This window comes from Streptomyces sp. NPDC002574, from assembly GCF_042889545.1.
GTDB lineage: Bacteria > Actinomycetota > Actinomycetes > Streptomycetales > Streptomycetaceae > Actinacidiphila.
Genome location: NZ_JBIARB010000005.1, coordinates 479,101 through 492,496 on the forward strand (window position 1 = coordinate 479,101; position 13,396 = coordinate 492,496).

The following is a 13,396-nucleotide window of genomic DNA, read 5'->3' on the forward strand; positions in this document are numbered from 1 at the left end:
CGCCGCCGCGCTCCACCCTGGCTGCGGCCCCCCCCGCCCGCCCCGCGGGGGGGCCCCCGGCGGGGGCCCCCCCCCCCCCCGGCCCCCCCCCCCCCCCCCCCACGCGGCGGCGCACGCCGCGGATGAGCTGCTGGGCCGCGAGGTGTCCCGAGCCGCCGCCGAGTCCGGGGCCGGGGTGGGTGGAGGACCCGATGTGCCACAGCCCCGGTACGGGCGTGGCGTGCCGGGGCGCACTGGGCAGCGGGCGCCACAGCAGGCTCTGGTCGAGCTCGGCCGAGCCCCCGTAGGGGTCGCCGGCCACCGCGTTGGGGTTGTACGCGGCCAGGTCGGCGGGGGTGAGGGCGTCCCAGGCGAGTACCTTGCCGGGCAGGTCGGGCGCGTGCCGGGCGACGCGGGCCAGTACCCGGTCCACGTAGCCCTCGGTGAGGGCCTTCGTCCAGCCACCGCTGACGTCCAGTTCGCCGGCCGCGTCGCCGGCCGGGGCCCACGGCGCTTCCTGGAGCTGGATCCACAGGGCCGCGGCTCCCTTCGGCACCCGTGACGGGTCCAGGACGTACTGCTGGCCGACGACCACCGTCGGCCTGCGCGGCAGCAGGCCGGCCTCGGCCTCCGCGCACGCGATCCCGGTGCTCGACGACCCGTCGCTCAGGTGCAGCAGCGGCACCCCGGCCAGGCGGTCGTCGTGCCAGCCGAGCGGGGCGGAGAGCGCGACGTGGATCTGCATCGCGGCACGGCCGTACCGGAAACGCCGCGCCTGGCCGCGGACCGCGGGCGGCAGCGGGACGTCCTGCGGCAGCAGTTCCCCGTACAGCGCCGTCGGGGTCACCGAGGCGAGGACGGCGCGGCGGGCGTGGATGGTCTCCCCGCCGCTGATCACACCGGTGACCCGGCCTCCGGTGACGAGCAGCCGTTCCACCGGTTGCCGGGTGCGGACGTCCACGCCCAGGTCGCCGAGCAGCGCCTCGAAGGCCCGGACGAGATTGCCGGCGCCGCCCGCCACGACGGGCACGCCGAAGCCGTGCAGCGACGCGGCCAGCACGGGCACGAGCAGGCCGCCGCCCGCGTGGTCCGGGGACAGACCCGCGTGCAGCAGCCACGGCACCCACAGCAGGTCCGCCTCGTCGCCGCGAAAGGTGCTGCGGCAGTGCGAACGGCCGCTGGTGAGCGCGGCGCGCAGCCAGGCCTCGGTGCCGGTGAACCGCTCGCGGCGCAGCAGCTTCACGATGTTCTTCAGCATCGCCGGCGAGCGGGCATCGCCGCCCAGCATGCCGCCGATGGCCTCGGCGTTGTCGAGGAACCGCCGCAGCATGCCGAGGTAGGCGGCCTTGTCCTCGGGGTGGGCGAACACCTCCGCGGTGACGGCGGCGTCCCGGTGGGCGAGGACGACGCGGCCGTCGTCGGCGACCGTGCCGGTGACGAAGCCGTCGGTGTTGCGGTACTCCAGGCCGTGCCGGTGCAGGTCCTCGCCGAGGGCGGCGTAGGCCGCTCCGGACACGAAGAGCGGCTGCCAGGACGCATAGGTGTCGTGCAGGAAGCCGGGCAGGGTCCGCTCCTCGGTGGCGAGGAACCCGCCCAGCCGCTCCGCCCGTTCGACCAGGGCCACCGACCAGCCGTCCTTGGCCAGCTCGGCGGCGGCGACCAGTCCGTTCACACCGGAACCGACGACGACGGCGTCGACCGTGCGTGGCATCAGTGCTCCTCGGGTTGATCGCTCGGGGACGCCGAGATCCCACGGCACCCGTCCCGTTTCCGTCCTCCAGCGTGCACGCCGCGCAGCGGAGCCGCACCCCGAAAGCCGGCCGGCGGGCCACGGGCACCCGCCCCGGCCGCGGGACGTCCGCGCAGGAAGCGCGGACAGACGAGCATGGTCCGCCGGCCCACGGCACCCGTAGCGTCGACGCACGGAGCGGGGCGTCGCACGCCCTGCTCCTCCGTGTCCGGCGCCGGGCACGTGCCCGCCCCGTCCCGTTCCCGAAGGCCGATCGATGACCACTGAAGACAGCAGCAGGCCCACGATCCTCCTGGTCCACGGCGCCTGGCACGGCGCCTGGTGCTGGGAGTCGCTCGTTCCCGAGCTCACCGCGCGGGGATGGCGTGCGGCCACCGTGGACCTGCCGAGCGCGTCCGCCGACCCCGCGCACAACGCCGGGATGTACGACGACGCGCGTGCCGTCCGTGAGCGCCTCGCGGCCCTCGACGGCCCGGTGACGGTGCTGGCCCACTCCTACGGCGGCCTGCCCGCCACCGAGGCCGTCGCGGACGCGCCCGACGTCTCCCGCCTGGTCTACCTGGCCGCCTTCCAGCTCGACCAGGGCGACTCGCTCGCCGGACAGGCCGGCGGACAGCTCCTCACGGGCGACACCGGAACGGTGCCCGTGCCCGGCGAGCCGAACCGCGTGCTCTACGGTGACGTCGCCCCGGAGGACGCCGAGCGCGCGATCGCCCGGCTGGTGCCGCAGAGCGTGAAGTCCATGAGCGAGCCGCTCACCGCGGTCGGGTGGAAGGCGGTGCCGTCCAGCTACATCGTCTGCGAGGACGACGCCGCGCTCCCGCCGGCCGTCCAGGAGGAGATGGCCCTGCGCGCCGAGCGGTCCTACCGGCGGGCGTGGAGCCACTCCCCCTTCCTCTCGGCCCCCGCCGAGCTGGCCGCGCTGATCACGGCCGACGCCGACCGATAGGTACTGACCCGGAGCCGGGTCAGCCGGTGCCCGACGGCTTCCGGGCCTCGGCCGCCCCGAGAACGGCGACCGCGCCCAGCAGGATCGCGGTCCCCAGCACGGTCGCGGGCGTCGGCCGCTCCCCGAGGACCGCGAAGGCGACCACGGCCGCCGAGACCGGCTCGATGAGCGCGATCACGGAGACCGTGGCCGACCGCACGACCGCCGCGCCCGCGAAGTACAGCCCGTACGCGAGCGCGGTCGGCACGGCGGCGACGTACAGCAGCAGCGGCACCGCGACGGTCAGCGTGTCGTGCCGCGGCAGCGGCCCCTCGGCCAGCGCGAACGGCAGCACCGCCGCGGCGCACACGGCGAAGGACCACAGCGAGGCCGACACGGGGTCCTCGGCCCGCCCGCGGCGGGCGGCGTGCCGGGTCAGCAGGGTGACGGCGGCGTAGCCCGCGCCGGAGACCAGCGCGAGGGCGACGCCCGCCGGGCGCACCGTCCCGCTGTCGCCTCCGCCGGACACGATGACGACGAGCCCGGTCAGTGCCGCGGCGACGGCCCACGCCCCGGCGCGGCCGAGGCGTTCATTGGTCCACAGCCGCCCGCCGAGGGCGATGAGCACCGGACCGGAACCGAGGGTGATGACAGTGGCGACCGCGAGTCCGGTGGCGGCGACGGCCATGAAGTACGCGGTCTGAAAGGCCGTCAGTCCGAAGCCGATCGCGAGCGTGCGCCCGCCGGGTCGGCGCAGCGGCGCCGCGCCGAGGAGCGCCCGGCCGGCGAGCAGCAACGCGCAGCCGCCCGCCGAGCGCCAGAAGGTGAGCGCGAAAGGGCCGAGCCCGGTGCCGTCGTAGAGCAGGGAGGCGGCGGCGCCGGCGGTGCCCCATGCGGTGGCGGCGAGGGTGACGTAGAGCAGACCCCGCCGGACCGGCAGGGCAGGGGAGATGGACACGATGGTGCTCCCGCGGAAGGTGTGGGGTGGTCGCGTGCTCCCGTGTGCGGGCAGCGGCGGCCTGCCCGGGGACGTGCCCGGGCTGTGTCTTCCGTGGGTGCGCCGCCCGCCTCAGGCGGCGGGCGGGGGAAGGACGGTGTGTCGCATGGCGCGACCCTATAGGAGCCGCGCCTTGTCCTGGGCCCCGTCCGCGTCGGCGTCGGCGGTCGCCGCGTCGACCGGGAGCGCGCCGGCGACCACGGTCGTCGCCGCCTGCTTCTTCGCGGTCTGCGCGACGAAGGCGCCCGCGAGGACGAGGACGCCGCCGAGGATCTGCGGCACGCCCAGGTGCTCGTCGAGCAGGATCCAGGCGAGGATCGTGCCGACGACCGCTTCCAGGCAGGCGACGACTCCGGCGACCTGCGGCGACAGCCGCCGTACGGCGAGCACTCCGGTGAGATAGGCGACGACGGTGGCCACCAGCACGATCCAGCCGACGAGCAGCAGCGCGGGCACCGACACCTCGCCCATGTCGGCGCGGTGGGTGAGCACGGTCCAGTCCATCTCCCAGGGGCGGGAGGTGACGGTCAGTACGAGGGCGCCGATGAGCAGTCCGTACGCGATGACGGCGACGGGATCGGGCGCGTCCTCACCGTCGCTGCCGTGGTCGGCCAGGACGAAGTAACTGACCTGGCAGCAGGCGGCACCGAAGGCCAGTGCGAGGCCCAGCGGGTCGAAGGCGAGGCCCGACCACACCTCGACCACGGCCGCCATGCCGCCGACGGCGAGCACCACGCCGACGGCCGCGGCCCTGCTGACCGCCTTGCGCTGCACGAAGCGCACCCAGCCGAGCAGCAGCGCGGGGCCGAGGAACTCCACGAGGATCGCAACGCCGACGGGGATGCGGGATATGGCCGCGAAGTAGAAGGCCTGCACACCGGCGACGCCGAGCAGCCCGAAGCCGGCCAGCACCGCGGGGCGGCGCAGCAGCAGGGTGCGGTGCCGCAGGACGACGGGCAGCATGATGAGCGCGGCACCGGCCACCCGCAGCCAGACCACGTGCAGCGGGTCCAGCCCCGCCTCGATCAGCGGCTTGGCCGCGACCCCCGAACCACCGAACGCGAACGCCGAGACCAGCGCCAGTCCGAGTCCGGTGTTCCTCCCCTGAGACCCATGCATCGGGCCATGATGTCAGCTCACGACAGGACCGTCATCCCAGTAGCGGCTGTCCTCCGTGCCGCGTTGGGCCGGCGGCCCCACCGGCGGCCGTTCCGGCTGCACTCCGGCGGCCCGCAGCACCTCCACGGCCCGGCACCCCGGGTCGGCCAGGAGCGCCGCCAGCAGATCGCTGCCGTCGGCCTGCGCCGCACCCCGCTCGTGCGCGCGGGCGACCGCGGCACCGATCGCGGTCGCGGCGGCCGGGCTCCAGCCGGGCGCGCCGGCGGAGGTGAGCACGGTCAGCGCCCCGGAGTCCTCGACGGCGCCGCGCCACCGCATGCCGTAGCCGATACTGCGCTGCACCAGGTAGCCGAGCACACGGGCCACCTGCCCGCCGCCCGCACCGCCGTCCACGGCCTCACGGGCCCGCGGGTCGTTCTCCAGCAGGGAGTGCAGCAGGTGCGCGGTGTCGACGCGGTCGTCGCCGTCCCGCACCGCGCGGCGCCGCGCCCCGGCGGCCACCGAGCGCAGCTCCACGGTGAGCCGCAAGTCGTCCCTGTGCACGTTCTCCACCCCATCAGTTCCGCCGTCGCGCGGCATCGGCGCGCGGAGCCATTCGTCACTACTCCTCCGGGTGGGCACGTGCGGGGGACCGGTCCTCCTGAGGGATGACGGCGGACAGCCGGCGTCTCAGGGCAGCGCGCCTCAGGGCCAGAGCAGACCGCGTGTCCACCCCTGCCGCGCCGCCGGGTCGCGCAGGTAGCGGAGCCGGATGTGACCGCCCGCGGGGTCGGCCTGCCAGAACTCGGCCTCGTCGGCGACGAGTCGGTAGACGGTGTGCCCCTCCGGTACGTCCTCGGGTTCGGCGGCGACGTGCTCCGCCGCGCGCCGCCGGGCCTGCCGGTACGCGGCCGGACTGTCGAGCGGCGCGCTCATCACGCCGGTGAAGCCGGCCGCCCGGGAGGCCTCGCGACGGCCGAGGAAGTCACGGCGGGCGGTGGGGCGGTCCAGGGTCTCCACCGCCCCGGCCATCCTGATCTGCCGGCCGTGTTGCGGCCAGTACCAGCTGAGGCAGGCGTACGGGCGCTCGGCCAGGTCGCGCCCCTTGCGACTGGCCGCCTCGGAGGCGAAGTCGAAGGCGCAGCCCTCGATGTCCACGCCGCGCAGCATCAGCACCCGGGCCGACGGGCGGCCGTCGGCACCGGCCGTGGCCAGGGTCATGACGTGCGGCTCCGGCACCCCGTCGTCCAGGGCGTCGGCCAGCCAGCGGGCGAACACCGGGCCGGGCGCCGGCCCGGCGGCGGCCGGGTCGAAGCCGGGGAGCGGGCCGGCCAGCACGGGGGCGGCACGCATCCGTTCGCGGAGCGAGTCGGCGGTCACGGGGTCCTGGTCTGCCGCACCGGGCTCGTCGGCCGGTCCTGGCTGGTCGTCGGTCACGTCCCGATCCTCACACGCCGCCGCCCGGCGCACACGCGGTGCGCCGGGCGGCGGCGGGCCTGTCCCCCTGTCAGGCCGGGAGGTGGAACTGCTGGTTGGTGCCGCCGGCGCAGGTCCAGATCTGCAGCCGGGCACCGTTGGCGGTCGACTTGTCGGTGACGTCGAGGCACTTGCCGGACGCGGGGTTCACCAGGGTGTCGCCGGTGGCGGGCTGCCAGACCTGGGCGCCGGTGCCGTTGCAGTCGTACAGCTGCACCTTGGTACCGTTGGCGGTGCCGGCGGCGGTGAGGTCCATGCACTTGCCGAGGGCGCGGATGGTGCCGTCGGTGCCCACGGTCCACTGCTGGGCGCCGGTGCCGTTGCAGTCGTACATCTGGACGGCGGTGCCGTTGGCGCTGCTGGCCGCGGCGACGTCGACGCACTTGCCGCCGAGGCCGGTGATCTGGCCGGTGGAGCCGGTGGGCGGCGGGGTGGTGCCGCCGGTCACGGTGTTGAAGATGCTGGAGAACTGCCAGGCGCTCTGCGGGGTGCCGCTGCAGGTGTCCGAGAGCTGGCCGTTGGTGGCGCAGGCCTTGTCACGGCCGACCGCCCAGAAGGCGAGCTCCTGGATGCCCTTGGACTTGGCGAAGTTGGCGAGCGTGGTGGCGTTGCCGGTGCTGAAGGTCTCCGCGGTGGTGTCGTTCACCCCGATCATCGGGGTGTTGCCCTCCATCGCCCACAGCTGCGCGTCGGTCTTGGTGGTCCAGATGGCACCGAGCTGGTTGCGCAGCGCGGTGGCGGCGTCGGTGGCGGCCTTGCCCATGTCCATGGCCGGTCCGTAGTCCATCGTCATGATGTTGACGAGGTTGACGTTCAGCCCGTTGCTCTTCGCGTTGTTCAGCAGGCTGATCGAGTTGGACTCCAGGCCGGTCGGGTTGACCGGGAGGGTGTACTGCACGTCGAGCTTGCGGCCGGCGGCCGCGTACTCCTGCTGCAGCTGGGCCAGCGCCTTGTTGCGACGGTCGTTGGCGGCGGTGTTGTCGAGCTGGCCGCCCTCGATGTCGAGGTCGATGCGGGTGAGGTTGAGGGTGTCGACGACCTTCTTGTACTGGGCCTTCAGCGAGGCGACGCTCGTACAGGAGACGCCGATCTCGGTGCCGGAGGCGCCGCCGAAGGAGGCGATGACGTCGCCGCCCGCGGACCGCAGGGAGTTGATCGCGGAGGTCCAGCCGGCGTCGGTGACGGGCGTGTCGCCGTTGAACATGGCGTTGCAGCCGCCGCCGTCGATCACGAAGGCGAGCGTGAAGTACTTCAGGCCCGTGGCGTTGCGGGCGTTGGCCATGGCCGAGGGCGAGTTCCAGGTCTCGACGTACGGCGCGGCGTACTGGGCGGGGAAGCCGGGGCCGGGGTTGGCCGCGGCGCTCGCGGAGCCACCGGAGGCGACGACGGCGGTGGCGGCCATCGCGAGGACGGCGGGGACGGCGGCAAGGGCTCTGACGGCGGATTTCAGCACAGGACGACTCCTGTCGTGGGCGCGGTGAGGTGCGCGCTGTGGGGGGTGGTGCGCCGTGGGGACGGCGTGGGGGGCCTTGACAGCTGTTCATGTAGGTGAACAACACCCCACTACATGAACAGCTGATGGCCGATGACGGTATGGACTAGACCAGCGCCGCGTCAACCCCCCGTGCCCGTGGGAATCCACGGACCGTCAGGGCACCGCCTGGGCTGACGCGGGCACACCGGGGAGCGGGGCCGCCGCCGCCGTGCGAACGGCGGCCCCGCCTCGGCCGGATCCCCCCTGGCTAGGGACCCGAGATCAGGTTGGCCACGTTGGTGGAGGAGTTGGACGGTCCTCCGGTGTTGTTGATCACGTGGCTGATGGTGCCGGTGCCGCCGAGCGAGACGGTCACCATGTCGTGGAAGCGGACCCCTCCGACGGCCGGCACCTCGAAGGCACGGTCGGCGACCACGGACGGGTTGACGTTGAAGTAGCAGTAGCTGCCCAGGCCCCAGGCCTCGTGGCTGGTGACCGACGGGCTCACCTTGTACGCGTCGTAGCCGCGCGCCGAACCGTTCATCCAGGAGGCCTGGTTGGGCGGGTCGTACGGCATCTCGTTCTGGAAGAAGTACGTGCGGCCGCCGTTGCCGTTCCAGATCACCTGGTGCTGCTGGTAGTGCTCCACGAACAGGCCGTACATCGTCACGTTGGTGCCGTTGACGATCAGGCCGTTGGCGGCGGTGTTGCTGTTCCAGCCGACACCGCTGCCGTGGTCGGCGCGCCACAGCCACATGTGGTCGCCGATGACGTCGGAACTGTTGACCACCAGGCTCTGCGCGGCCTTGCCGACGCCCGCGCCACCGATGCGGAAGAACACGTCGTGCAGCGAGGTCGGGTCGGCGGTGTGCCGCGCGGCCGAGCCGGCCGGGCCGACCTGCATCAGCGTCTGCGAGCTGGTCGTGCCGGCGTCGATCAGCAGGCCCGCGACCTTCACGCCGTCCACGTCGGCCACGTCGACCGCCGTGATGCCGTTGTCCGGAACGATGGTCGCCAGGCCGAGGCCGAGCACCACGGTGTCGGCGCGGTTGATGTTGAGCGTCTGGTTGAGGTGGTAGACACCGGGCGTGAACAGCAGGTTCTTGCCCTGCGCGAGCGCGCCGTTGATGTCCGTCGCGGTCGCACCGGGCTTGACGACGAAGAACTGGTCGATCGGCAGCGAACTGCCGGCCGGGTTGCCGCCCGCCCAGGTCGTGCCCTGGCTGTTGGTGCGCAGCGCCGGGACGAAAACCTTGTAGGCGCCGGTTGAGTCCACGTACAGGAACGGCTTCTCGCGGGTCACCGGGGACTGCGCGACCGTGGTGTACGGCGGGTTGGGGAAGGTGTTCGCGGGGGCGTTGACGTCACCGACGAAGACCATGTTCCAGTTGGAGCCGCTCCAGCTGCCCCACTGGCTGTTGCGCGACAGCCACTGCTGCTGGGAGCCGGAGCGCACCTGGCCGTCGATCTTGGAGTCGGCGATGAGGCCGCCGCTGGACCAACCGCCGTCGTCCAGCTGGAGGTTGCCGCGGACGTGCATGCGCCGGTAGGGGGCCGCCTGGGAGACCGCCCAGCGGTCGGTGCCGCCGGTCGGGTTGACGGACAGGTTCTCGGCGGAGCGCCAGAAGTTCTGGGTGGCGTTGCCCTGGAACCAGTCGGCCTCGGCGTGGACCGCGCCGTTGATCGTCACGTCGTCCGGCGACAGGCCGAGGCCCGCGACCTGGGTGTAGAAGCCGACGTTGGCGTCCACGTTGTAGCTGCCCGGCTTGAACAGCAGGGCGTAGCGCTGGGCGCCGAACTGGTTGGACTCCTGCTGCCCGAAGACCTGGTTGAGCCGGCCCTGGATGGAGGCCGACGACATCGACGGGTCGAAGACGGAGACGTTGGGGCCCAGGTCCGGGGTGCCGGGCGGGTTCTGCGGCGCGTCGGTGGAGCCGAGGCTGAAGGACTGGGCGGCGGTGCCGTTGCAGGTGTACTGCTGGACGCGGGCTCCGTCGGCGGTCGAGGCGGACGGCACGTCGAGGCACTTGCCGCTGTTGCGGTTGACGAAGTGGTACGTGCCGCCGGTCTCCTCCACCGGCAGCCACTGCTGGTTGGCGCCGCCCGAGTACGACCAGAGCTGCACCGGGGCGCCGTCGGCGGTGGAGACGTCGGTGACGTCCCACGACTTGGTCGCGTCATTGCGGTTGTTGACCCGCACGTACCCGTCGCTCGTCGCCTGGAACTGCCACTGCTGCGCGGTGGTGCCGTTGCAGGCGTACTGCTGCACGGCCGTCCCGTTGGCGGTGGCCGCGGCTGCGGCGTCGACGCACTTCCCGCTGTGCTTGGCGGCGACCGTGACCCAGCCGGTGGGCACCGCGGCCTGCGCCTGGGGGGCGAGCGCGACGGCGGACAGGCCGGAGGTGAACAGCGCGCCCAGCGCGAGCGGTACGACGCGACGCCGGATCCGGCCGCGGCCGGGGGCGTCCGGAGACGGTGCTCCCAGGGTTTTCATGGATGCTCCTGTGCCGCGCGGGGCGCGGCGCCGTGGGGGGCGGGCATGCCGAAGCGAGCGTCGGCATGCAGGAGTGTGAAGAGGTGGTACGAGGTTCACCGGACCGTGGGCGTCCGGCTGCGACAGCGGCTCAAAGGTCTGGACAACCTTTCTTCACGGCGTGAAGTTAGGCTCATGGAGGGGACACGTCAAGGGGTGGCGCTACGGATTCCGAACTCCCGCCGATTCGTGGTAAACGCTCAACCCACCGTGCCTGTGCGGTGTTTGAGCAGCCCAAACACCGGGCATCCGGGCGAACTCCCGACGACCGCCGCGCACACGCGCTGATCAACACTTGAACACGGGTCCCCCGCGCCGGCGTCCCGCGCCGCTCCGGCCCCGCTGCCAGAACCGCCCCGACTGGTCTGTACCAAAGCCTTGACGGCACCCTTCCTTCACTCCTTAAATCACATCGTTGACAAAGGTCTCCCCCACGGATTCCCCCCACCGCACCACCGTTCAACGCCGTTCAACCCCCTTCACCCTCACCGGCGCCCCATCCACCTCCGCCGACACGGGAAGGACCACTCCCCCCATGACCGCTCTCACCACCGCCACCCGGCGCGCAGCCGGCCGCCTCCTCCTGCTGTTCGCCGTCCTCCTCGGCATCACCGCCGCCCCGGCCGTCGCCGGCCCCGGCGCCGCGGCCGCCACACCGTTCAAGGTGATCGCCTTCTACAACGGCACCTACGACGCGGCCCACATCAACTTCGTCGGCGAGGCCAACCGCTGGTTCCCGCAGCAGGCCGCCGCCAACGGCTTCACGTACACCTCGACCAACAACTGGAACCTGCTGGCCGACAGCAACGCGCTGAAGCAGTACCAGGTCGTCCTCTTCCTCGACGACGCCCCGCAGACCGCCGCCCAGCGCTCCGGTTTCGAGACCTACATGCGCGGCGGCGGCGGCTGGATGGGCTTCCACGTCTCGGCGTTCACCACCGACGCGCAGAGCTGGCCCTGGTACTACAACCAGTTCCTGGGCAGCGGAAACTTCAACTCCAACACCTGGGGTCCCACCACCGCCGTGCTGCGCGTCGAGGACCGCACGCACCCCTCCACCAGCCACCTGCCCGCGACGTTCACCTCGGCGGTGAGCGAGTGGTACAGCTGGAGCAACGACCTGCGCGCCAACCCGGACATCGACATCCTGGCGTCCGTCGACCCGGTCAGCTTCCCCCTGGGCACCGACCCCAACCAGTCCTGGTACAGCGGCTACTACCCGATCCTGTGGACCAACACCAAGTACCGGATGCTGTACGCCAACTTCGGCCACAACGCGATGAACTACGACACCAACACCGGCCTGTCGTCGACCTTCGCGAGCGCCACCCAGAACACCTTCCTGCTGGACGGCCTCAAGTGGCTCGGCACCGGCTCCACCGGCGACCCCAACCCGCCGACCGGCTCCGTGCCCACCGGCTGGGCGACGGTCGCCGCCAAGCACAGCGGGAAGTGCGTCGACGCGGCCGCCGCGGCCACCGCCAACGGAACGGCCGTGCAGCAGTACACCTGCAACGCCACCACCGCGCAGGACTGGCAGTTCCAGCCCACCACCGACGGCTACTACCGCGTCAACAACCGCAATGACGCGACCAAGTCGTGGGACGTCACGAACGTCTCCACCGCCGACGCCGCCAAGATCCAGCTCTGGTCGTACTCGGGCGGCGCCAACCAGCAGTGGCTGCCGGTCGCGGAGACCGGCGGCACCTTCCACTTCGTCAACCGCAACAGCGGCAAGTGCCTCGACGTGCCCTCGGCGTCCACCGCCGACGCCGCACGCCTGCAGCAGTACACCTGCAACGGCACCGCCGCCCAGTCGTTCCAGCTCACCGCCCGGTCCTGACACCGGGCGCCCGCGTCAGGCCGTCCGTACCCCGTAACCGGGTACGGACGGCCGGCGCACCGTCAGTACGACGGACTCCTCCTCCGCGTGCCAGGAGTGGTCCGTCCCGCGCCCCCACACCACGTAGTCGCCCTGTTCCGCGAGCACCACGCTGCGCCCCGGCAGCTCGACCCGGAAGCGGCCGCTGACCAGCACCAGCAGACCGCGCACCCACGCCGCGCGCTGGTCGCGCTTCGGGTGCACGCCCCACTTGATCTCCACGTCCGTGCTGTGCCGGGGGTCGCCGGAGTCCTTGAAGTGGCCCAGGAGCCATCCGCGGTCCAGCGCCGCGTCCCGGCCGGCGTTGCCCACGTACACGCTGTCGTCCATGGCCGCGACGCCAACACCCGTCGGCCGGCGGCCCGCCGCACGCCGTCCCTCAGCGGAAGGCGGCGGCATTGCGCGCCACCCAGGCGGCGAACGGCCGGGCCGGGCGGCCCAGCAGCGCCTCGGTGTCGGGGCTGACGCGCCGCTCCTCGGGGAGCGGCTCCCCCAGGATGTCCAGGGTGCCGTCCGCGACGGCCTCCGGCATGAAGCGCAGCATGCCCGACCGGGCCTCGTCCCGGTCCAGTTCGACGAAGCGCAGCGGCTCGCCCAGCGCCTCCCCGATCGCGGCCGCCTGCTCGCGCGGCGAGACGGGCACGGGGCCCGTCACCTCGTAAGTGCGTCCGCTGTGGCCGGCGTCGCACAGGACGACCGCCGCGGCGGCCGCGATGTCGGCGGGGTCGACGACGGGAAGCGCGACATCGGCGAAGGGCGCGGCCACCGTACGCGCCGTGCGCACCGACTCCGCCCAGGCGAAGGCGTTGGAGGCGAACCCCGCGCCCCGCAGGACCGTCCAGTCGACGCCGGACTCACGCACCGCGGCCTCGAACATCCGCAGCGGCTCGTGGGAGGCCGTGTCCGGGCGGGTGCCCGCGGCCTGCGAGGAGAGCAGCACGACGCGCCGCACCCCGGCCGCCTTGGCGGCGCCGACGAGGTCGTACGGCCGGCCGCCGGGCCCGAGGAGGTCCGGGGCCGGCAGCAGGAACAGCGCCTCGGCGCCGTCCAGCGCCGCGCGCAGTTCCTCCGGGGCGGTCAGGTCGACCTGTCGATGGCCCACGCCGGCGGGGAGTTCGCCCTGCGCCGGGGTCCGGCGGGAGAGCGCCGTCACCGGCTGCCCCGCCGCGGCGAGGGCACGGACGAGGGGCTGTCCGACGTTCCCGGTGGCACCTGTTACTGCGATCATCTTCGGCTCCGTTTCGGCCTGTTGACTGCGACAGGACGAAGCTAACAGCGC

The 13,396-nt window shown here is 73.1% G+C and carries 11 protein-coding genes; 2 read left to right on the forward strand and 9 right to left on the reverse strand.

Going from position 1 to position 13,396, the window contains the following annotated elements:
- A partial coding sequence (locus ACFYXS_RS14800) for a phytoene desaturase family protein (protein WP_389247816.1) occupies window positions 1–1,690 on the reverse strand: 1,690 nt, incomplete at its 3' end.
- A gap of 295 nt (window positions 1,691–1,985) precedes the next feature.
- Here ACFYXS_RS14800 and ACFYXS_RS14805 point away from each other — a divergent pair.
- On the forward strand, window positions 1,986–2,678 hold the full coding sequence (locus ACFYXS_RS14805) for an alpha/beta fold hydrolase (protein ID WP_389247818.1): 693 nt from the start codon (window positions 1,986–1,988) through the stop codon (window positions 2,676–2,678).
- A gap of 19 nt (window positions 2,679–2,697) precedes the next feature.
- Here ACFYXS_RS14805 and ACFYXS_RS14810 read toward each other — a convergent pair whose 3' ends face one another.
- The 6 genes from ACFYXS_RS14810 to ACFYXS_RS14835 form a co-directional block, all read right to left on the reverse strand.
- Complete coding sequence (locus ACFYXS_RS14810) at window positions 2,698–3,615, reverse strand: DMT family transporter (protein WP_389247820.1); 918 nt, start codon at window positions 3,613–3,615, stop codon at window positions 2,698–2,700.
- A gap of 156 nt (window positions 3,616–3,771) precedes the next feature.
- Window positions 3,772–4,773, reverse strand: coding sequence for a DMT family transporter (locus ACFYXS_RS14815; protein WP_389247822.1), 1,002 nt, complete (start codon window positions 4,771–4,773; stop codon window positions 3,772–3,774).
- Between the two features lie 12 nt (window positions 4,774–4,785).
- A complete protein-coding gene (locus tag ACFYXS_RS14820; RefSeq protein WP_389247984.1) occupies window positions 4,786–5,352 on the reverse strand; it encodes a Clp protease N-terminal domain-containing protein in 567 nt (188 codons plus the stop codon).
- A gap of 105 nt (window positions 5,353–5,457) precedes the next feature.
- Window positions 5,458–6,189 (reverse strand): pyridoxal 5'-phosphate synthase, encoded by a 732-nt coding sequence (locus tag ACFYXS_RS14825; protein WP_389247824.1) that lies wholly within the window; start codon window positions 6,187–6,189, stop codon window positions 5,458–5,460.
- A gap of 70 nt (window positions 6,190–6,259) precedes the next feature.
- Window positions 6,260–7,681, reverse strand: a complete 1,422-nt coding sequence (locus ACFYXS_RS14830) for a ricin-type beta-trefoil lectin domain protein (protein WP_389247826.1) — start codon at window positions 7,679–7,681, stop codon at window positions 6,260–6,262.
- 289 nt (window positions 7,682–7,970) lie between these two features.
- A complete protein-coding gene (locus ACFYXS_RS14835) occupies window positions 7,971–10,196 on the reverse strand; it encodes an RICIN domain-containing protein (RefSeq protein WP_389247828.1) in 2,226 nt (741 codons plus the stop codon).
- Between the two features lie 574 nt (window positions 10,197–10,770).
- On the opposite strand from ACFYXS_RS14835, the gene ACFYXS_RS14840 reads away from it, so the two are divergent.
- Window positions 10,771–12,078: a ThuA domain-containing protein gene (locus tag ACFYXS_RS14840; RefSeq protein WP_389247830.1), complete on the forward strand. Its 1,308-nt coding sequence runs from the start codon at window positions 10,771–10,773 to the stop codon at window positions 12,076–12,078.
- A 15-nt stretch (window positions 12,079–12,093) separates the two neighbouring features.
- Here the strand turns inward: ACFYXS_RS14840 and ACFYXS_RS14845 are convergent, their stop codons facing one another.
- Both ACFYXS_RS14845 and ACFYXS_RS14850 read right to left on the reverse strand, forming a co-directional pair.
- Window positions 12,094–12,447, reverse strand: a complete 354-nt coding sequence (locus ACFYXS_RS14845) for a signal peptidase I (RefSeq protein ID WP_389247832.1) — start codon at window positions 12,445–12,447, stop codon at window positions 12,094–12,096.
- A 49-nt stretch (window positions 12,448–12,496) separates the two neighbouring features.
- Window positions 12,497–13,345 (reverse strand): NAD(P)H-binding protein, encoded by an 849-nt coding sequence (locus ACFYXS_RS14850; protein ID WP_389247834.1) that lies wholly within the window; start codon window positions 13,343–13,345, stop codon window positions 12,497–12,499.
- Window positions 13,346–13,396 lie beyond the last annotated feature (51 nt).

What these genes read in the sequence shown, in the direction of transcription:
- ACFYXS_RS14805 (WP_389247818.1), top strand. Translation starts at nt 1,986, where the DNA reads ATGACCACTGAAGACAGCAGCAGGCCCACGATCCTCCTGGTCCACGGC.
- ACFYXS_RS14815 (WP_389247822.1), bottom strand. Translation starts at nt 4,773, where the DNA reads ATGCATGGGTCTCAGGGGAGGAACACCGGACTCGGACTGGCGCTGGTC.
- ACFYXS_RS14820 (WP_389247984.1), bottom strand. Translation starts at nt 5,352, where the DNA reads ATGCCGCGCGACGGCGGAACTGATGGGGTGGAGAACGTGCACAGGGAC.
- ACFYXS_RS14835 (WP_389247828.1), bottom strand. Translation starts at nt 10,196, where the DNA reads ATGAAAACCCTGGGAGCACCGTCTCCGGACGCCCCCGGCCGCGGCCGG.
- ACFYXS_RS14840 (WP_389247830.1), top strand. Translation starts at nt 10,771, where the DNA reads ATGACCGCTCTCACCACCGCCACCCGGCGCGCAGCCGGCCGCCTCCTC.
- ACFYXS_RS14845 (WP_389247832.1), bottom strand. Translation starts at nt 12,447, where the DNA reads ATGGACGACAGCGTGTACGTGGGCAACGCCGGCCGGGACGCGGCGCTG.
- ACFYXS_RS14850 (WP_389247834.1), bottom strand. Translation starts at nt 13,345, where the DNA reads ATGATCGCAGTAACAGGTGCCACCGGGAACGTCGGACAGCCCCTCGTC.